Genomic DNA, 20,335 nt, shown 5'->3' with positions numbered 1-20,335 from the left:
CCCTGTTGTTTCGTTGCCGTGGCTCGAGCACGTCGCCGCTCAAGACGCCTTCGCCGTGCTCGGGACGCCGATCAGGCCCGCATAGGCGGCCAGATAGTCGCCGGCCATTCTCCTGGCGGAGAACCGCTTTTCGAAAACGGCCCTCACCTTTCGCCTGTCGAGTTGCAGCAAGTCCGGCACCGCAGCGACCGCGCTATCCATTGTGTCAGCGATAAAACCGGTGACGCCTTGATCGATGATCTCCGGCAGCGCACCGCAACTCCAGCCGATGACCGGTGTGCCGCAGGCCATTGCCTCGATGGCGGCAAGGCCGAACGGCTCCGGCCAGTCGATCGGGAACAGCAGGCCGGCCGCCTTGCCGAGAAATTCCGCCTTCTGGTTTTCCTCGATCTCACCGACATAGACAACGCGATCGCCATCGATCAAAGGCTCGACCACCTCACGGAAATAGGCGCGATCGTCGTCGCCGATCTTTGCCGCGAGCTTGAGCTTGAGCCCCGAACGCAAGGCGATCTCGATGGCGCGATCCGGGCGCTTGTCGCGTGAGAACCGGCCGAGGAAGGCAAGGTAGGGTTCTTCGGCGGCCGTCTCGAACGTCGGCTCGTAGAGAGCAGTCGGCAATCCGTGATGGATCGTCGCCAACCAGTTGGCGTTGGCAAGGCCCGCCTTCTGGCTGTGCGAAATGGAAATCAGGGGAAAGCGCGGGAACCTTTCATAGGCCGGCGCCAGGTCGACATAATCCAGCCTGCCATGCGGCGTCGTCACCGTCCGCTCCGCAATATCCTCAAAGAAGGAAAAGTGCAGGAAGTGGCTGAGGTGGAAGTGGATGACGTCGAACTCCGACGCCCGTTCCCTCACCTGCGCAAGCATCGAAAGATGCGCCGCGATCTCGGATTTGAGCGGACGCGGATCGAGGCGCAACGCGCGTTCCCGGCTGGGTACCAGCTTCGCGGAGGTCTGGCTGTCGCCACTGGCAAACAGCGTCACCTCATGACCCAGATCGACCAGCGCTTCGGTCAGATACGAGACGATGCGCTCGGTGCCGCCATAGAGCCTTGGCGGCACCGATTCATAAAGCGGCGCGACATGGGCGATTTTCATATTTCATCCTGGATGCTGGGCATGCAGGTGTGAAATGCGTCAACGGCTCGATTGGTTCCGATTTTATGGTCGAGCCGTCGGCACCAGAGGCCGCAGTCGGCATGGAACTGTGCGTCAAACGGATTGCGCGATCAGGGTCAGAAAGCCACCGCTCAGGGCAACATTCCCGACGAAGCCATTGATGCGGGACGCACGGTCCGGACCCTGATGGTCCCAGAAATTGTGGAACATCGGCGTGGCGACGATGAGGAACAGCAGCAGCACCGTGGCCGCGAGTGCCGTCCACAATCCTGCGATGACCAGCACACCGGCGGCGACCTGAAGCACGATACCAGTCCACAGTGCCAACCGCGCCTGCGGCACACCGCGCGCGGCCATCAGCTGGGTCAGGAAGGCCGCGTTCTGGATGTTGCGCAGGCCGGCGAAAACGAAGGCGCCGCCGAGCAGCAAGCGAGCGAGAAACAACAAGGTCGAAGGCAAATCCGCAGGCATCAAACTCTCCCCTTTAAAGGTTTAAGGCAGTGGGAGCGCGCTCTCCACGGCGCTCCCAACATGATTGGACAATCAGGCGGCCTTGGCCGCCGGCATCGGATGTATGGCTTGGAACGGGATGCACAGCCGGTTCCAGGTGTTGATCATGCCGAGCGCAACGGACAGCTTGACCAGCTCCTCTTCTGAGAAATGCTCCAGCGTACGTGCATAAAGTTCGTCCGGCACGCCGTTGTTGGCGATCAGGGTGACGGCTTCGGTCCAGGCCAAAGCAGCGCGTTCACGCTCCGAGAACAGCGGCGATTCCTTCCAGGCTGAAACCAGATAGAGCCGCTGCTCGGTCTCGCCGTCGCGCCTGGCCTCGCGGCTGTGCATCTCGACGCAGAACGAGCAGCCATTGATCTGCGAAGCCCTGAGCTTGATCAGGTGCAGCAGGCTCACCTCGAGCCCGCATTCGTCCACCGCCTTGTTGAGCGCCGACACCGCCTTCATGATCTCCGGCGCCTTGGCGAAAAATTGCAGCCTCTGTTTCATCGTCTCGTCCTTTCACGTCTGCTTGGGTTTTGAGGTTTTGGGGTTAACTGGATTTCTGCGGCCGCTGGTGGCGCTCGACAAAGGCGCAGCTCGCAGCAAGCGACCTGGGATCGCCTTCTGCCGCATAGGTGGCCACGATATCGGACAGCTTGGTCTCGGCGAGCGCGGCGCGATAGGCGCGTTCGGCCTTCAGCATCGCGGCGTTGATGCCGCAGGGTTTCACATAGGCCGACGCATCGAGCTTCACCGGACCGCGCTGGCGGATCTCGCCGCAGCGGAAGGCCGGCTCGCGGCCCTCGACGGCCAGCACGATGTCGAGCAGCGTGATGCGCTCGGCTGGCCGCGCCAGCCGATAGCCACCGGCAGGCCCGGGCACCGATTCCAGGATGCGCGCCGCGCTCAGCATGTTGAGATGCTTGAGCAGATAGCTCGGCGAAAGGCCAAAGGCCTCGGCGAGAGCGGCGCCCGGCATGGTGCTATTGCCTTCCACACTGGCCAGCGTGGCGGCGCAATGGATGGCTGCTTCAACACCCTCGCCCAGCTTCATCGAACAGGTTCCTTATTCATGGATACATACTATCGTGGATAATTCCTATCTGCAATAGGAAAATGAAAAACGGCGCTCGAAAGCGCCGCTTTTCTCTTGGGGTAGTTCCTACTCCGCAGCCACCTTGGCCATCGGGTTGTTCGGGTGCGTGGTCCAGTTGGCGTAGACCGGCGATACCGGCCTGCCGGTGCGCTGGTCCATCACACCGGCTGCCAGCGGCTCCATGGTAATGCAGTTCTCGACCGGGCAGACATTGACGCAGAGATTGCAGCCGACACACTCGGCCTCGATGACCTCGAAGTGCCTGACGCCGTCGACCATGCTGGTGATCGCCTGGTGCGAAGTGTCCTCGCAGGCGATGTGGCAGCGGCCGCATTTGATGCAGGCATCCTGGTCGATATGCGCCTTGGCGACGTAGTTCAGGTTGAGATACTGCCAATCGGTGACATTGGGCGTGGCGCGGCCGACGATGTCGTCGAGCGAGGCGTGCCCCTTCTCGTCCATCCAGTTTTCCAGGCCCGCGATCATCTCCTGCACGATCTTGAAGCCGTAGGTCATCGCCGCCGTGCAGACCTGCACATTGCCGGCGCCGAGCGCCATGAATTCGGCCGCGTCACGCCAGGTGGTGATGCCGCCGATGCCGGAGATCGGCAGGCCCTGCGTTTCCGGATCGCGCGCGATCTCGGCCACCATGTTCATGGCGATCGGCTTCACCGCCGGCCCGCAATAGCCGCCATGCGAGCCCTTGCCGTCGATGGTCGGCTGCGGCGCGAAGCTGTCGAGATCGACACCAGTGATCGAATTGATGGTGTTGATCAGCGACACCGCGTCGGTGCCGCCGGCATGTGCTGCGCGCGCGGGCTTGCGCACATCGGTGATGTTGGGCGTCAGCTTGGTGATGACGGGCATACGGGTGTTCTGCTTGCACCAGCGCACCACCATTTCGATATATTCCGGCACCTGGCCGACGGCGGCGCCCATGCCGCGTTCCGACATGCCGTGCGGACAGCCGAAATTGAGCTCGATGCCGTCGGCCTCCGTCTCCTCGACCACCGGCAGGATCGCCTTCCAGGCTTCCTCGACGCAAGGCACCATGAGCGAGACGACGATGGCGCGGTCGGGCCAGTCCTTCTTGACCTGCTTGATCTCGCGCAAATTGACCTGCAGGTCGCGGTCGGTGATCAGTTCGATGTTGTTGAGGCCGAGCAGGCGGCGGTCGGCGCCCCAGATCGCGCCGTAGCGCGGACCGTTGACGTTGACCACCGGTGGGCCCTCCTCGCCCAGTGTCTTCCACACCACGCCGCCCCAGCCGGCCTTGAAGGCGCGGATGACGTTGTAGGCCTTGTCGGTCGGCGGCGCCGAGGCCAGCCAGAACGGATTGGGCGACTTGATGCCAACGAAATTGTTTCTGATATCCGCCATGCTCATGCCCTCCCGTTCGAGGTCAGTGCCCGATTGATGCTCTCCGCAGCGTCGCGTCCCTGCGCGACCGCCGAGACGGTGAGGTCGTCGCCACCGAAGATGCAGTCGCCACCGGCCCAGACCTTGGCAAGCGACGTGCGACCTTCCGAATCCACCTTGATGCGGCCGGCTTCGAGCTCGATCGATGCACCGCTGCCATTGAGGGCGGCCGGGACAAAGCTCTGTCCAATCGCCTTGAACACCTGGTCGGCAACGAGCGTCAGCGTCTCGCCGGTGCCGGCAAGCCTGTCGCCGTTGAGGGCGGTGTATTCGAGTTCGACGGCAGTGACCTTGCCGCTCTCGGCGATCACCCGCTTCGGCTGCAGCCAGTGACGGATGCTGACGCCATTGGCAGCGGCCAGATCCTGCTCGAACTCAGACGCATTCATGTGCTCCTGGCCGCGCCGGTAGCAGATCGTCACCTCCTCGGCGCCGAGCAGCTTCGACTGTACCGCGGCGTCGATGGCCGTCATGCCGCCACCGATGACGACGACGCGGCGACCAACCGGCAGGCCGGAAAGGTCGCTGGCCTGGCGCAGCTCGGCAATGAACTCGACCGCGTTGATGACGCCGTCAGCGTCCTCGCCATCGGCACGCAGCGCATTGACACCGCCAAGGCCCATGCCGAGAAACACCGCGTCGTAATTGCGGATCAGATCCGACAGCTGATAGTCGCGGCCGAGCGCCTTGCCGTTCTGGATGTCGATACCGCCGATCGCGGTCACGTAGTCGACTTCGGCCTGGGCGAAATCGTCGACGCTCTTGTAGGCGGCGATGCCGTATTCGTTGAGGCCGCCGGCCTTCGCGCGCGCCTCCAGGATGGTCACGTCATGGCCGTGGCGGGCGAGCCGGTGCGCGGCGGCAAGGCCGGCCGGCCCGGCGCCGACCACGGCGACCGTCTTGCCGGTCGGCTCGGCGCGCGGATAAAACTGCTTGTTCTCGCCCATGGCGACGTCGGTGGCGTAGCGCTGCAGGCGGCCGATCTGCACCGGCTTGCCTTCCGCCACCTCGCGCACGCAGACTTCCTCGCACAGCGTCTCGGTCGGGCAGACGCGGGCGCACATGCCGCCCAATATGTTCTGGTCGAAGATGGTCTTGGCCGAACCGATCGGATTGCCGGTCGAGATCTGGCGGATGAACAGCGGAATGTCGATCGAGGTCGGGCATGCATTCATGCACGGCGCGTCGTAGCAGAAATAGCAGCGGTCGGATTCGACCAGCGCCTCGTGGTGGTCGAGCGGCGGGTGCAGGTCGGAAAAATTATCCGCATACTGGTCGGCCGAGAGCCTGCCGCCCGCAATGCCTTCCCTGAATTGGCCTTCTGGCATCGTCAGTTCCCCATGTTTTCTTAGAAGGCTAGCACGTTTTATTTTTTTATCAATTGGTCAATTTTCGACGCAAGTCCCTGAAAAGGCTCGGCAATAACATGATTTTTTTACTCATATTATTGCGACTGCGGTCGGGCTTGCAGTGCGAGCGAAAGGCCAGGCTCAAGCTTGCGGCCATGGATGGCCCTGACCTCCTGCGCCACCAATTCCTGCAATCGCCACAGATTGCGGTCGCGGATGCCGAATGCTTCGAGATGGCTGACCGTGTTGTAGAGATATTCGGCGCCGGATCCGATATGCCCGCAGGCTCTGGCCAGCACGCTCGCCACTCTGTCCAGCGGCTGGTTCAGCGACGTTCCCCTGCCCTTCACGCCGACCCAGAAGCCGAGCGCGCGCAGCTTACCCTGCGGCGTATGCACCGGCAGCCAGCGAACCGTCTCGATGCTTTCATGGTCGCTGATCTCGCGCCGCAACAGCCTTTCGATCTGCGCCGGCTTCTCACCCTCCGGCAAGCGATAGATCACGCCGTTGCAGCGCCCGCCCCGCTCGAGCGCCATCATCAACCCAGGCTGCTCGGCGCTGCCGCGCCAGCGCACCATGTCGAGGCAGAAGGAGCGGTGCCAGCCGAACGCGGTGGCGAGCTGTTGCTCGACCGACTCGAATTCCGGCTTCCAGATCAGCGACCCATAGGCGAACACCCATAACGGTCCCTCATCGGCTTCATTGGACAGTCGCAAGGCGAGGGTTCGAAAGTCCTCGTCGTTCATGTCTGTCCAGCTCGGGTCCGGACCGGGATCGGCCTCTTCCCGATGGCACAGTGCGACAAGCTCGGGCGTGAGCGACATCAAGCGCATGGACGACAACCCCTCATGACCGCATGAGAAATCGAAAACCGCTGGATGCGCAATCAGGGAACGCTTGGCACACACACCCATTGTTGTCCGGGCGGTGTCGGATTTCCGTCGTGAGGATCGTCCTATGATGGACGACGATCGATCCATGAAAGGTGAGGAGACCGAAAATGCCAAAAACCCCGATGCCCTTCTTCTGGTACGAATTGATGACATCAGATCTCGACGCCGCCGAGGCGTTCTACACCCAAGTGGTCGGCTGGACGGCGCAGCCCTTCGATAAGGCACCCGGCATGCCGCGCTACATCGTCATGAATGTCGGCGAACGTGGCGTCGGCGGCCTGATGACCTTGCCCGAGGATGCCGCCAAGATGGGCATGCCGCCTGCCTGGCTCGGCTATATCCACACCAGGGATGTCGATGCCGCAACTGCATCGCTGGAGAAAGCCGGCGGCACCGTTCACCGCCAGCCCGACGACATTCCGGGCGTCGGCCGCTTTGCTGTCGTCGCCGATCCGCAAGGCGCGACCTTCATGTTCCTGCAGCCGAACGGTCCCGACCAGCCTGTCGTGCCGGCCAGCACGCCGGGCCACATCGGCTGGCACGAGCTTTACACGTCGGACTGGAAAGCCGCGTTCGATTTCTATTCCGACCAGTTCGGCTGGGTCGACGCCGGCGATTTCGACATGGGCCCGATGGGCACGTACCAGACTTTTACGGCCGGCCCCGAATCCGGCGGCGGCATCATGAACAAGCCCGCGCAGATCCCGGTCCCGGTCTGGCAATTCTACTTCAACGTTGCGGCCATCGACGCGGCGGCCAAACGGGTCACCGACAATGGCGGCAAGATCCTGATGGGGCCGATGGAGGTCCCCGGCGGCAGTTGGATCGTGCAGTGCCAGGACCCGCAAGGCGCGCACTTCGCCTTGATGGCGCCAGTCCGCTGACGGCGATCGAACACCGCTGACACAAAGTGCGGGCTTTCATCGGACCACCGATGAAGGCCTCTCCCCTGCCTGGCGCCGCCTCATTCCGGCGCCAGCACCGCAACCTTCAACTCAGCTTTTTTCGCGCCGCTGAACTGGACGGTGGCCGGGCCGGGCGCAAGCTTGAAGCGCACGCTCTTGCGGATGCCAGGGCATGTTTTCACGCCACTATAGCCCGCCGACTTGATGGCCTGGCCATCCTGGATCACATCGATCCAGGCCTCCCCCGAGAGACTTATCTGGATGGCTCCCTCGGACGGCACCTCCACGCTGGCGACGGCCCCGAAACTGTCTGATGCCGGCGCACGTTCGGGCGCTACCGCAAAACCGGCTTTCTCTACCGGCACCAGCGCCAGGTCCGCAGCCGCACCAACCGCCAGTGCCGCTCCGGACGGCGTTGCCGGTGCCGCGGCAAACAGGGTCTGCTCCCGCGTCACGGGCCACTTGAAGGCCTCACAGCCGGCGTCCTCGGCCATGGCAAAGCTGGTGCCTGCAAGAATTGCGAAGAGGCTGATGGCGACTTTTTTCATGGCAAAGGGAACCCACATTTCTAGAGTGGCCGCACTAATACAACCAAAACGATAGAAATGCAACCTTTGCGGGAAAAATATGAAGGGTCAAGCTGGGGACATTTTCAATCACCGATTGTTGACGCCAGGCCATGGGAAGTGAATGGTCCATTCCTGGGCGATAATCTATGGCCGGACGGATTGAAAATGGAGTCATTATGAAGCTTTTCGAAAGCCTCTCCAGATACCAGCCGCAGGCGCTCGGCGTGTTGCGCATCATGACCGCGCTGCAGTTCATCGAGCATGGCAGCCAGAAACTGTTCAACTTCCCCGTCAGCGTCGATCCCCACGCCCTTTCCGGGCTGACCACGACTGCCGCCATCCTCGAATTCGCCGGCGGCATCCTGCTCGCGCTGGGCCTGTTCACGCGACCGGTGGCATTCCTTCTGGCCGGCGAAATGGCGATCGCCTATTTCATGGCGCACATGCCGCGCGACTTCTTCCCGGTCAACAATGGCGGCGATTCGGCGATCTCGTTCTGCTTCATCTTCCTCTATCTGGTGTTTGCCGGCGCCGGCGCTTTCGCGCTGGACAGCCGCCGCAGCGCCTGACGCCAGAAAGAGGATGCGGGCCTGGTGCATGTCGCCCAAAAGTGCCCGGCGGTCTTGGGACAACGACATCCACAAAACAGGAATCTGAAGCGCATCGGCGAAGCCGAAGCGCTTCAAGCACGCATCCGTTCGAAATTGGCGTCGAACAGCGGCACCGCCTGAATGCGCGCCGCATGGCGCTTGCCCAGCAGCTCGATCTCGAAGCCGTCGCTCTCATCAGCGATCTCCTTCGGCACATAGCCGACGGCGACGGATTTCTTCGAATGATGCGTATAGCCACCCGACGTCACCCAGCCGCGCACCGCACCATCGAACCAGATCGGCTCATCGCCAATGACATCGGCATCGTCGGCATCGACGATAAAAGCGCGCAGGCGCAATTTGCCGCCCTGCCTGCGCTCGGCCAGCGCCGCGGCCTTGCCTATGAAATCGGCGTCCTTGCCGTAAGCAACGAAGCGGTCGAGCCCCGCTTCCAGCGGCCCGTAGATCGGCCGGTACTCGCGCCCCCATGAGCCGTAATTCTTGTCCAGCCGCAGCGCATTGAGGGCGCGCGAGCCGAACAGGCCGATGCCGAATTCCCCGCCCGCCGCCATCAGCGCTTGATAGGCGGCGCGCTGGTATTCCGGCGCCACCCAGATCTCGTAGCCGAGATCGCCGGTATAGCTCACACGGCCGACCAGGCACGGCGCCATGCCGATATCCATCCGGCCAATGGCCATGAAGGAAAAGGCCGCGTTGGAGACATCCGAGCGCGTCGCCTTTGCCAGCACATCCCGCGCCTTCGGGCCGGCGATCGACAGACCGGTGAGCTTCGCGCCCAGCGCCTCGATGCGGACCGATCCATCGTCAGGCAGGTGCTTCTCGAACCAGCGCATATGGTATTGCTCGGCGATGCCGGAGCCGGCGAGGAACCAGCCCTCACTTCCGAGATTGGCGAGGGTGAAATCGCCGATCAGTCTGCCGTCTTCCTTCAGCATCGGCGCCAGCGTCATGCGGCCGGGCTTGGGCAGTTTGCAGGCAAGCATCCGGTCGAGCCAGGCGGCCGCTCCCTCACCCGTCACCTTGTATTTGGCGAAGCTCGAAATCTCCGACAGGCCGACACCGTCGCGAACTGTGGCGACCTCCTTGGCGACCTGCGTGAAATCGCTCGAGCGGCGCCAGGAGAATTCGTCCTTGACGCCTTCCGGCGCGTACCACAGCGGCACTTCCAGCCCATAGGCAACGCCCCATTGCGCACCCTTGGCCGACAGCAGGTCGTAGACCGGCGTCGTCTTCAGCGGCCGCCCGGCGGGCAGCTCCTCATTGGGGAAGCGGATCGAAAAGCGCCTGGAATAATTCTCGCGCACCTTGGCGTTGGTATAGGCCATCGTCGCCCAGTCGCCGTAGCGCGCGACATCCATCGCCCAGATGTCGGCGCCGGGATCGCCCTCGATCATCCAGTTCGACAAAGCGAGGCCGACGCCGCCGCCTTGCGAAAACCCGGCCATGACACCGCAGGCGACCCAGAAGCCCGGCAGCCCGCGCACCGGCCCGACCAATGGGTTGCCGTCGGGCGCGAAGGTGAAAGGCCCGTTGATGATCTGCTTAATGCCCGTGTTCTGGAAGGCCGGGAAATGGCGGAAGCCGACCTCAAGCGACGGCGCGATGCGGTCGATGTCGGGCGCCAGCAATTCATGGCCGAAATTCCATGGCGTCTGGTATTCGGACCATGGCTTGTTGGCCTTTTCGTAAGTGCCCATCAGCATGCCGCCGCGCTCCTGGCGCAGGTAAAGCTCGCCATCGAAGTCGACCGCGTGGATGATCTCGGTGCCGGTCTTGGCGTTCCAGGCGGCGACCTCCGGCATGTCCTCGGTGATCAGGTACATGTGCTCCATGGCCAGCACCGGCAGTTCGAGGCCGACCATGCGGCCGACCTCGCGCGCCCACAGGCCGCCGGCGTTGACGACATGCTCGGCCACCACCTCGCCCTTGTTGGTGATGACCCGCCACAGCCCGTCAGGGCGCCGCACGATGTCCTCGACCTTGGTGAAACGCTCGACCTCGGCGCCGAGTTTCCGCGCGGCCTTGGCATAGGCGTGGGTGACGCCGGAGGGATCGAGATGGCCGTCCTCTTTGTTCCTGACCGCGCCGACGAACTGTTTGGGATCGAGCAGCGGCATCAGTTCGGCCGCTTCGTTGGGCGAGATCTCCTCGAGCTCGATGCCGAGATAGCGGCCCTTGGCGACGACGCCGCGCAGCCAGTCGAGCCGCGCCTCGGTCGCTGCCAGAAGCACGCCACCGGTCAGATGCACGCCGGTCGCCTGGCCGGAAAGCTCCTCGATCTCCTTGTAGAGATTGATCGTGTATTTCTGCAGCTTGGCGACGTTGGGGTCGCCATTGATGGTGTGCATGCCCCCGGCCGCGTGCCAGGTCGAGCCTGAGGTCAGCTCGTCGCGCTCGAGCAGGACAACGTCGGTCCAGCCGTGGCGGGCGAGATGGAACAACACGGAGCATCCGACGACGCCACCGCCAATGACCACGACCTTTGCATGCGATTTCATGGATTTTTTCTCTGATATCAGTGAGTTGAATGGGTGAATGGATTCAAGCTGGGAACGATCACGGCTCGCCCTGCCCGATCGCTTCCTTGCGCCTGGCCATGTAAGCCTCTAGCGCCTCGCGCACGGCGATATCCATCACCGGCTCGACATAGTCCTCCAGCGCTTTCTTCCACAGCCGCGTCGCGCGTGCCGTGGCGTCGAGGCCGCCGGCTTCCTGCCAGGCTTCGTAATTCTGCCAGTTGGACAGCATCGGCTGGTAGAAGGCAGTGGCGTAGCGCTCCAGCGTGTGCGGCTCGCCGAAGAAATGCCCACCGGTTGGCACCGCACCCAAAGCCTCGACGGCGAGTTCCGCCTCATTGACTTCGATCGGGCGCAAGAACTCCATCATATGCTGGATCATCTCGACATCGATGATGAGTTTTTCGAACGACGCCGTCAGCCCGCCCTCCTGCCAGCCGGCGGCGTGGTAGACGAGGTTGCCGTGGCCGAGCACCGCCCCCCACAGTGCCATCAGCGTCTCATAGGCGCCCTGCGCGTCGGCGGCATTGGAAGCCGAGCCCGGCGTCGTGCGGTAGGGCAGCCCGTAGCGCCGCGCCAGTTGCCCTGACGCAATGTTGGCCTTGGTGTTCTCGGGCGTGCCGAAGGCCGGCGCGCCCGACTTCATGTCGACATTGGAGGTGAAGGCGCCATACATGACCGGCGCGCCCGGACGGACAAGCTGCGTCAGCACGACGCCGAACAGCGCCTCGGCATTCTGCTGCGCCAGCGCCCCGGCCAGCGTCACCGGGCTCATCGCCCCCATCAGCGTGAACGGCGTCACCGCCACCGACTGGCCGAACTCGGCCATGGTCATCAGGCCTTCGGCCATCATCTCGTCGAAGCGGCGCGGGGAGTTGACCGAGATGATGGTGGTGATACCGGGATCGTCGCGCATCTGGTCGAGCGTCAGCCCACGCGAAATCGCCATCATCTCGATGCCGTCCAATGCCCTGCCCCGGCCGATCGCCGAGACATGGAAACTCTTGTCGGTCAGCGTCAGATTGGTGAAATAAGTGTCGAGATGGCGGGAGTTTGCCGGCAGCTCCACCGGCGCGCAGACCTGGTTGCCCAGCATGTGGATGCAGTTGAAATGCTGCGCCAGCCGTGTGAGATCCGAATAGTCGCGCAAATTGCCGGCGCGGCGGCCGCGCTCCATGTCATGGACATTGGGCGGCCCGGCAACGAGGGTGAAATTGATGGTGTTGCCGCCCAGATGAACCGCGTTGGCCGGGTTGCGCGGCGTCAACACATAGCTGGGCTGCGTGGTCTTCAGCACGTCTTCGATCAAGCCGCGATCGATGCGGACATTCGCTGAGGCATGATCGACCCTGGCGCCGGCCTTCTCGAACAGCGACAGCGCCCGCGGACTCATCACCTCGATGCCGAAATTCTCCAATATGTGCATCGACGCCTGATGGATCTGCTCGATCTGATCGGGCGACAGCATGGCCATTGGCGGATAGGGATTGGTCACCCGCCTGAGCGGCAGTTGCGGAATGGCCGATGGCCCCCGATTGCTGGTGCGCTCGGCGCCGCGTTTGCGTCTTGGTTCGTTCATGCCTGGCATCAAAGCCCCGGCAAACCAGGCAAGCTGTCATAAATACGCCGTTTGCGGGCGTGATTTTAGCCACGGCGGCATTTCCGCAGTATCCATTTATAGAATACGACGAAGTATGTCGGATTGTTGATACGGGATTTCCTCGAGCGACCGCTCGGGCGAAGCGTTAATGGACGCTGCAAGATTCCCTTTATGATTTCGGCCTATTGCTCTGCCGATGCGTAGTTCGAGTTTTAGTAAAATTGGTGCGGTTTGCGTGCTGCTGGCGCTTTCGGCCTGCGCCACGCCGCCCAGCCACATCAACAATGTTTGCGCCGTCTTCGACCAGAATGACGGCTGGTTCGACAACTGGCAGTCTGCCGCCGAGCGCACGCAGCAGAAATACGGCATCCCCGTTCCCGTACTGATGGCGACGGTGCGCAAGGAATCGGGCTTCAAGAGCAATGCAAGGCCGCCGCGTACCAAGCTGCTCGGCTTCATTCCGTGGAAGCACGTCTCCACGGCCACCGGCTTCTCGCAGGCGCTGGACGGCACCTGGTCGCAATATCAGCGCGAGACCGGTAACTGGGCGGCGCGGCGGACGAAATTCGCCGATGCGGTCGATTTCGTCGGCTGGTATCATTCCAAGACATCTGACACCTACGGCGTCGCCCGCAACGACACCTACAATCTCTACCTTGCCTACTATCTCGGCTGGACCGCCTATGGCCGCGGCAACAGGGGCGATGCCGGTGTGCAGGGCTATGCCCGGGCCACCGACAAGATGGCGCGGGACTATGCCCAGCAGTTGAGCGAGTGCGGGAACTGATCTTGCCGCATCGTTGATCTCGATCTTCGGACGGTCAGCTCGGCCTTTTACCGCGCGGACGCTTTGGTGGCGTGCCGGCAAAACCGGGGCCATCGCCATGCGGCGCGTCGTCCGGCATACCTTCGTGCGCGGCGTGTTCCTTGTCGAACTTGATCACGGGCTCCATCTTGGCCAGCACGTCGTCGGAGAGCCAGCACAGGCTCATATGACCGTCGCCGAGATGCTTGACCGGCGGCACCTTGGTCTCGCAGAGATTGTCCGGCACCAGCTTCTTGTAGCCGCAACGGGTCTGGAACGGACAGCCGGATGGCGGGTTCATCGCCGACGGGATGTCGCCTTCCAGCACGATGTGCTTCTTCACGACACTCGTGTCGGCGATCGGAATCGCCGACAGCAGCGCCTCGGTATAGGGATGATAGGGTGGTGCGAAGATCTGGTCGGTCGTGCCTTGCTCGACGATGTAGCCGAGATACATGACGACGACGCGGTCGGCGATGTAGCGAACGACGGACAGATCGTGGCTGATAAACAGCATCGTCGTCTTGTTCTTGCGCTGGATGTCCATCAGCAGTTCGGTCACCGCCGCCTGCACCGACACGTCCAATGCCGAGACCGGCTCGTCGGCCACCACCACCTTGGCGTCACCGGCAAAGGCTCGCGCCACGCCGATGCGCTGCTTCTGGCCGCCCGAAAGCTGACGCGGCTTGCGGGTTTCGAATGCCCGCGGCAGCTTCACCAGGTCGAGCAGCTCCAGCATGCGCTTGCGGCGATCGGCAACCGTCTTGCCGACATTGAACTTCTCCAGCGTGCGGATGATCTGCGAACCGACCGAATGGCTGGGATTGAGCGTGTCGAACGGATTCTGGAACACCATCTGGATCGACGACACCGTGTCGACGCTCCGTTTGTCGATCCCCGTCGACTGGATTTCCGTGTTGCCCAGCGTCACCGTGCCGGCACTTGCCGTCTCCAGCCCGAGCAGCACCTTGGCCAGCGTCGACTTTCCGCAGCCGGATTCGCCGACGATGGCGACCGTCTCGGATTCGCGCGCCATGAACGAGATCGTCTCGTTGGCCTTGACGACGCGGCCCTCGCTTGAGCCGAACACCTCGCTGCCGCCGACCCTGTAATATTTTCTGAGGTCCTCGATCTTGAGCACCGGCGCGCCGGGCACGACGCGCTCATTGACCTTCTTGGCACCGGGTGGCAGCGCTTCCCAGTCGATCTCGTTGAAGCGCACGCAGCGCGAGAAATGGCCTTCGTGACCAGCGACCTCGATCATCGGGATTTCGGCGGCGTTGCAGACACCCTCGACGAAATGGTGGCAGCGCGGGCCGAAATTGCAGCCCTTGGGCCGCTCGTGCGGCAGCGGCAGCTGTCCGGGGATGGAGATCAGCGGCCGTGAGTTCTTGTCGGCGCCCGGCAGCGGGATCGAGCGGAACAGCCCTTGCGTATAGGGGTGGCGCATCCGGTCGAACACGTCCTTGATCTTGCCGGTCTCCACCGCTTCGCCCGAATACATCACCGTGATGCGATCGCAGGTTTCCAGGATCAGGCCGAGATTGTGCGACACGAAGATCATCGACGTGCCGAACTTTTCGCCCAGCCCCTTGACCAGATCGACGATGCCCGCCTCCACCGTCACGTCGAGCGCCGTCGTCGGCTCGTCGAGCAAAAGCAGCGCCGGCTTCGACAGCAGCGCCATGGCAATGACGATGCGCTGCTGCTGGCCGCCGGAGAGCTGGTGCGGATAGGAGCGCATCATACGCTCGGGATCGGGCAATTTGACCGAGCGCACCATATCGAGGGCGCGTTTATAGGCCTCTTCCTTCGACACCTTGTCGTGGATCAGCGGCACTTCCATCAGCTGCTGGCCGACCTTCATCGCCGGGTTCAGGCTCGCCATCGGCTCCTGGTAGATCATGGCGATCTTGTTGCCGCGGATGGAACGCAACTCCTCGTCGGAGAGTTCGCCCATGTCCTTGCCCTGGAACTTGATCTTGCCGCCGACGATCTTCCCGATGTTGGAGAGGTCGCGCATGATGCCGAGCGACACGGTCGACTTGCCGCAGCCGGATTCGCCGACGATGCCCATCGCCTCGCCCGGCATGACGGTGCAGGAAAAATCCATGACCGCCGGTATCTCGCCCTTGCGGGTGAAGAAGGAGATCGACAGGTTCTCGATCTCGATGATCGGCCCTTTGGTTGGCCCGGGGGTCGGCTTGGCGGGATTTCGAACTGCCTCGTTCATGGGTCGCTCCAATCCTGGTTCTTCCAGGCCTGTTTCTCTCAGGCCCATCGGGTCGAAACCCGCGACATCAGTCTTTCATCGATTGTTCGCGCAGCGAGTCGGCGAGCAGGTTCAAGCCCAGCACGAACGACATCAGTGCGATGGTCGGCGGCAGCGCCGGATGGATGAAGGAGCGCAGCAGGCGGCTGGCGTCCTTGATCGCGGTGCCCCAGTCCGGACTTTCCGGCGCCAGGCCAAGGCCGAAATAACCGAGCGTGCCGAGCAGGATCGTGGTGTAGCCGATGCGCAGGCAGGCATCGACGATCAATGGCCCGCGCGCATTGGGCAGGATCTCCCACAGCATGATGTACCAGGGCGATTCACCGCGCGTCTGCGCCGCCGCCACATAGTCGCGCGTCTTGATGTCCATCACCAGGCCACGCACGATGCGGAACACGCCGGGGCTGGAGGCGAACACCACCGCCACGAAGATGTTGAGCTGGTTTGGATCGATATGGACGATGTGCAGCGGGTCCTTATCGAACACAAGGCCGAGATAGATCCAGCCACCGAGGATCAGGGTGATGCCGAGCAGGATGTAGAGCCGGTCGGGCCGGTTCTTGTAGCGGGTCCAGAACAGCACGCTGAAGAAGATGATCGGAAACAGGAAGAACACGCCGGCCATGCCGTACGGGATCGGCGTGTCCATGATACCCGGCGTCACCAAGAGGTAGAACAGCAGGATCACCGGGAAGGCGAGCACAAGGTTGGCCAGGAACGACAGCACGGTGTCGATCTTGCCGCCGTAATAGCCGGCGGGCAGGCCGAGCGTGATGCCGACCATCAGCGCGAAGCCGGTCGCGGCAGGCGCGATGATCAGCACGATCTGGCTGCCATAGACCATGCGCGAAAACACGTCGCGCGCCAGCTTGTCGCCGCCGAACAGATAGGTCAGCCCCGACTGCGGTTCGACGGCGCCCGGCAGCACGTCCTTCATGATCGGAATCTGGGCCAGCGGATCGAAGGGCGATATGGTCGCGGCGAAGATCGCCGTGAACAGCCAGAACAGGCAGATGCCGACGCCGACGATGCCGACACCGCTGTCGAACAGCTGGCCGTAGAGCGCCAGCTTCTTCTTGTAGGCGAAGCTCGCGCCCATGACGATGACGAGCGCGATCCAGACCGGCCAGAAGCGCGACAGCACTTCGAAAACGACGGTGAAGCCACTGATGTATTGAACCGGCATCGGCTTCGCTCCCTACTGAACTCTGATACGCGGATTGAGAAATGCGTAGCCGACATCGGAAATGAGCTGCGTGATCAAGACGATGAACACCGAGACCAGCGAGCAGCCGAGCAAAAGGTCGATATCGTTGTTGCCGGCCGCCTCGACCAGCGTGTAGCCGAAGCCCTGGTAGCGGAACATCACCTCGACGATGACGACGCCGGTGAGCAGCCAAGGGAACTGCAGCATGATGACGGTGAACGGTGCGATCAGCGCGTTGCGCAAGGCATGTTTGACCACCACGCTGCCGAAGGAGAGACCCTTCAACCGCGCGGTACGGATATATTGCTGCGTCATCACTTCGACCATCGAAGCTCGCGTCATGCGGGCGATATAGCCGATGCCGTAGATCGCCAGCGTCATCACCGGCAGTGTGAAATTGTAGAAGGTGATGCCCTGGCTGGCCGAAGCCGCCGAGCCGTTCAGCCAGCCTAGCCATGAGGCGAAGATGACGGTGAAGATGACGCCCGACACATATTCAGGCGTCGCCGTCGAGGCGATCGACGCCACGGACAGCACCCGGTCGGTTCGCGACCCCTCACGCATGCCGGCCAGAATGCCGATCAGCAGCGAGATCGGCACCATCACCGCCAGCACCCAGAACATCAGGATGCCGGTAGCGCCGAGTGCCGGAAACAGTTTTGAGGCGACGGTCGCCTTGAACTTGGTCGAGCAGCCGAAATCGCCCTGGAAAACGCCGGCAAAGGTCGGCACTAGCGGATCGTTGCAGAAGGAGAAACGCTGCGCCGGCTTACCGGTCGCCGGGTCGGTTACCGGCTGCTTGGGCAAGACACCAAGCCACTGGCCGTAGCGGACGAAGAAGTTCTGCCGGTAGCCATGGTTGACCAGCCAGCTCTCGAGCTGCTCGGCCGACGTATGCATTTCGGTCTGGCTGATCGCCAGCTTCTTCAGATTGGGTTCGAGGTTGATCAGGAAGAAGACGACCATGGTCAGGCACAGCATCGTCAATGCCATGGTGCCAAGACGCCTGATAACGAAGGAAAGCATGGCGGCCCCCTGCCGATGGGTTGGGGTTTGAGCCGGCTATGAAAGCCAACCCTGCCGTGACCGGCGGGGCTGGCTGTCAAACAGGCCTTCGGATGCGATCAACCCTGTTTTTGTTGCATGGCCTTGCCCGCGAGTCCGCAACTTTTTTGAGAATGTGCGGACCAGCAGGGACGGACAATGCAAAGAGCGAGGGAAGGGAGCGAGCCCCTTCCCTCCATGTCGATGCGATATCAAGCCTGGTCGAGCCAGACCTTGCCGTAGTCGCGCTCGAAGGTCGGGTGCATCTTATAGTTCTGCACCGCCTTCACCGAGTGGCTGTAGAGCTTGCGCCAGTACGGCTGGATCATGATGCCGGAATCCTGCAGGATCTGCTCGATGTCCTTCATCATGTCCTTGCGCTTGGCGGCGTCGGCAACGGCGAGCGCCGCATTGAGCTTGGCATCCCAGTCCGGATTCGACCAGCCGGCCTCGTTCCAGGCCTCGCCGGTGCGATAGGCGATGGCCAGAACCTGGACGCCGAGCGGACGCATGTTCCAGTTGGTCATCGACAGCGGATACTTCGTCCAGTCGTTCCAGAACGTGGAACCCGGCAGAACGGTGCGCTTCACCTTGATGCCGGCGTCGCGCAGCTGGGCGGCGATCGCATCGCCGGTGTTCTTGTGCCAGTCTTCGTCGACGGTGATCAGCTCGTGTTCGAAGTCGGCTTGGCCGGCTTCCGCCATCAGCGCCTTCGCCTTGGCCGGATCACGGGCAACCTTGGGCAGCTCGTAATATTCCGGATGGATCGAGCAGACATGGTGGTTTTCGGCGACCGAGCCGGCATTGCCGTAGCCGAGCTGCAAGACGACATTGTTGTCGACCGCAAGCTGCAGCGCGTTGCGCACCTTCTGGTCGCCATAGGGCTTGTTGTTGACGTTGGTGCGGCAGACGATGGTCGACGCGGTGACGATTTCCGACTTCACCAGGTCCATGCCGTCGAGGATCGACACATAGTCGGCCGAAGTCTCGAAGTTGGTGTGCACTTCGCCGGCCTCGAAAGCGCTGACCATGGCTGCCGGATCGGTGCCGTAGTCGATGAATTCCAGGCCATCGAGGAACACTTCGCCGTCCCACCACTTGTCATCGGTGCGGCGTTTGTAGACCACCTTCTGACCGACATCGTAGGAGACGAGTTCGAACGGACCGGTGCCGATCGGGCAGGCCTTGAAGTCGCCGCCCTTCTCATCGAAGGTCTTGTGGACGATCAGCCCGGGATAGTCGCACATGTTCGGAATCAGCGCGATGTCCGGCTTGCTGAGCTTAAGCACGACCGTGTGGTCGTCCGGCTTGGTCACGGCGCTTTCGTCGAGCTTGTCGTCCTTGACCAGCGAGCCGAGACGGCCGGGCATGGAATTGCCTTCGGCTTTCTTGTCAGCCCAGCGCTTCAGGTTGAAGATGACGTCATCGGCGGTGAAGGCATCGCCATTCGACCAGGTGACGCCCTTGCGCACATGCAGCGTATACTGCGTGGCGTCGTCGTTGACGTCCCAGCTTTCCAGCAGATAGGGGCGAAACGTGTATTCGGAGGTGTACTTGACCAGCGGCTCCAGCGCCTGGCGCTCGGCATTGGCGATTTCCGACCAGTCGGCCTTGCGCGGGTCCTTGGGATCTTTGATCCACTGGGCGATCTTCAGCGTGCCGCCCTTCTTGCCCTTTACCTCTTCGGCCTTCGCCGGCGTCGGATCGGCGAGGCCGAGCAAGCCGTAAGCCATTGCCGTCGATGCGCCGAAGACGCTGGCCATGGCCAGGAATTCGCGGCGGTCCACCTTGCCTGCCTTGGCTTCTTCGGCCATGGCCAGGATGTGATCCGGAACGCGATCGCCATTACTCTTATAAATTGTCATGACTTAACTCCCATTGTTGGCTTTCCGCCTTTTAACATTCCGCATCCAGGCCATGATGTCAAAGACGGCGTGGATTGAGAACATGTTAGGGAATGTGCAACTTTGAAAGGGGAGCGGTTCGCGTGATAACGACAGTCTTGGCGCAAATTTGCTACTGCCCGACGGATTCTTCTGGAATCGCGATAGTCGATTAAACTGAGACATTTACTCTGGCCCGCACAGCACCAGAATCGATCCACCATGAGGCCAAAAGCCCCGCCGAACTGTCAGTATTCCTTCTCGTAGAAGATGCCGCCCTTGGCTTCGCCGGCATCGTTGGCCTCGCCGCGCAGCTTGACGCCGCGCCCGACATTGAGGTCGATCGTCGCCTTGCCCGAGCCAGGCTTGTCGCCCTTCTGGATGGTGACATAGGTGCGGTCGTTGAGGTATTTGCCGGCCGAAACCGCCGTGCCGCCCTGATCGTCGGTGGTGACGTCGAGATCGTCGACGCCAATGGCGCTGCGCAGGTTTTCCAGCAGCGACGTCGAGCCGCCGACGCCGGCCAGCTGCCCCGCCGCTTCGGCGAGC

Annotated in this window: 18 protein-coding genes; 3 read left to right on the top strand and 15 right to left on the bottom strand. The window is 62.5% G+C overall.

From position 1 onward, the window contains the following. Positions 1-39: 39 nt before the first annotated feature. From EN955_RS14930 to EN955_RS14900, 7 genes are all read right to left on the bottom strand, one after another. Entirely contained in the window at positions 40-1,101 is a 1,062-nt protein-coding gene (locus EN955_RS14930) for a glycosyltransferase family 4 protein (RefSeq protein ID WP_013530898.1), read from the bottom strand. A gap of 114 nt (positions 1,102-1,215) precedes the next feature. Continuing rightward, entirely contained in the window at positions 1,216-1,593 is a 378-nt protein-coding gene (locus EN955_RS14925; protein WP_013530897.1) for a DoxX family protein, read from the bottom strand. Between the two features lie 72 nt (positions 1,594-1,665). Further along, positions 1,666-2,124, bottom strand: a complete 459-nt coding sequence (locus EN955_RS14920; protein WP_024501510.1) for a carboxymuconolactone decarboxylase family protein — start codon at positions 2,122-2,124, stop codon at positions 1,666-1,668. Between the two features lie 43 nt (positions 2,125-2,167). After that, complete coding sequence (locus tag EN955_RS14915) at positions 2,168-2,671, bottom strand: Rrf2 family transcriptional regulator (protein WP_024501511.1); 504 nt, start codon at positions 2,669-2,671, stop codon at positions 2,168-2,170. 108 nt (positions 2,672-2,779) lie between these two features. Next, positions 2,780-4,093, bottom strand: coding sequence for an NAD-dependent dihydropyrimidine dehydrogenase subunit PreA (gene preA, locus EN955_RS14910; protein WP_013530894.1), 1,314 nt, complete (start codon positions 4,091-4,093; stop codon positions 2,780-2,782). A gap of 2 nt (positions 4,094-4,095) precedes the next feature. Continuing rightward, entirely contained in the window at positions 4,096-5,460 is a 1,365-nt protein-coding gene (locus tag EN955_RS14905; protein WP_024501512.1) for an NAD(P)-dependent oxidoreductase, read from the bottom strand. Positions 5,461-5,576: 116 nt separating this feature from the next. After that, positions 5,577-6,314 carry a gamma-glutamylcyclotransferase gene (locus EN955_RS14900; protein ID WP_024501513.1) on the bottom strand — a complete coding sequence of 246 codons (738 nt, stop codon included), beginning with the start codon at positions 6,312-6,314 and terminating at the stop codon, positions 5,577-5,579. A 167-nt stretch (positions 6,315-6,481) separates the two neighbouring features. Here EN955_RS14900 and EN955_RS14895 point away from each other — a divergent pair, with 167 nt between their 5' ends. Further along, positions 6,482-7,258, top strand: coding sequence for a VOC family protein (locus EN955_RS14895; protein ID WP_013530891.1), 777 nt, complete (start codon positions 6,482-6,484; stop codon positions 7,256-7,258). An 80-nt stretch (positions 7,259-7,338) separates the two neighbouring features. Here EN955_RS14895 and EN955_RS14890 read toward each other — a convergent pair whose 3' ends face one another. Continuing rightward, a complete protein-coding gene (locus EN955_RS14890; protein WP_084652544.1) occupies positions 7,339-7,827 on the bottom strand; it encodes a hypothetical protein in 489 nt (162 codons plus the stop codon). A gap of 197 nt (positions 7,828-8,024) precedes the next feature. On the opposite strand from EN955_RS14890, the gene EN955_RS14885 reads away from it, so the two are divergent. Continuing rightward, positions 8,025-8,417: a DoxX family protein gene (locus tag EN955_RS14885; RefSeq protein WP_013530889.1), complete on the top strand. Its 393-nt coding sequence runs from the start codon at positions 8,025-8,027 to the stop codon at positions 8,415-8,417. A gap of 113 nt (positions 8,418-8,530) precedes the next feature. On the opposite strand, the gene EN955_RS14880 is transcribed toward EN955_RS14885, so the two are convergent. Beyond that, positions 8,531-10,957, bottom strand: a complete 2,427-nt coding sequence (locus tag EN955_RS14880; protein WP_024501514.1) for an FAD-dependent oxidoreductase — start codon at positions 10,955-10,957, stop codon at positions 8,531-8,533. 58 nt (positions 10,958-11,015) lie between these two features. Beyond that, on the bottom strand, positions 11,016-12,554 hold the full coding sequence (locus tag EN955_RS14875) for a trimethylamine methyltransferase family protein (RefSeq protein WP_024501515.1): 1,539 nt from the start codon (positions 12,552-12,554) through the stop codon (positions 11,016-11,018). 217 nt (positions 12,555-12,771) lie between these two features. Between EN955_RS14875 and EN955_RS14870 the strand changes: the two genes are divergently transcribed. Next, on the top strand, positions 12,772-13,362 hold the full coding sequence (locus EN955_RS14870; RefSeq protein WP_024501516.1) for a transglycosylase SLT domain-containing protein: 591 nt from the start codon (positions 12,772-12,774) through the stop codon (positions 13,360-13,362). A gap of 34 nt (positions 13,363-13,396) precedes the next feature. Here the strand turns inward: EN955_RS14870 and EN955_RS14865 are convergent, their stop codons facing one another. The 5 genes from EN955_RS14865 to EN955_RS14845 all read right to left on the bottom strand — a co-directional run. Further along, positions 13,397-15,613 carry an ABC transporter ATP-binding protein gene (locus tag EN955_RS14865; protein WP_024501517.1) on the bottom strand — a complete coding sequence of 739 codons (2,217 nt, stop codon included), beginning with the start codon at positions 15,611-15,613 and terminating at the stop codon, positions 13,397-13,399. A gap of 67 nt (positions 15,614-15,680) precedes the next feature. Next, positions 15,681-16,838 (bottom strand): ABC transporter permease, encoded by a 1,158-nt coding sequence (locus EN955_RS14860; RefSeq protein WP_013530884.1) that lies wholly within the window; start codon positions 16,836-16,838, stop codon positions 15,681-15,683. A 12-nt stretch (positions 16,839-16,850) separates the two neighbouring features. Further along, positions 16,851-17,885 (bottom strand): ABC transporter permease, encoded by a 1,035-nt coding sequence (locus EN955_RS14855; RefSeq protein ID WP_013530883.1) that lies wholly within the window; start codon positions 17,883-17,885, stop codon positions 16,851-16,853. A 230-nt stretch (positions 17,886-18,115) separates the two neighbouring features. Then, on the bottom strand, positions 18,116-19,768 hold the full coding sequence (locus tag EN955_RS14850) for an ABC transporter substrate-binding protein (protein ID WP_013530882.1): 1,653 nt from the start codon (positions 19,766-19,768) through the stop codon (positions 18,116-18,118). 266 nt (positions 19,769-20,034) lie between these two features. Next, on the bottom strand, positions 20,035-20,335 hold a 301-nt coding region (locus tag EN955_RS14845), incomplete at its 5' end, for a translocation/assembly module TamB domain-containing protein (protein ID WP_164769880.1).

The sequence above is a fragment of the Mesorhizobium sp. M7A.F.Ca.CA.001.04.2.1 genome, assembly GCF_003998485.1.
Lineage (GTDB): Bacteria > Pseudomonadota > Alphaproteobacteria > Rhizobiales > Rhizobiaceae > Mesorhizobium > Mesorhizobium ciceri.
Note: the sequence above shows the minus strand (reverse complement) of the source record. Positions and strands in the feature narration are given on the sequence as shown.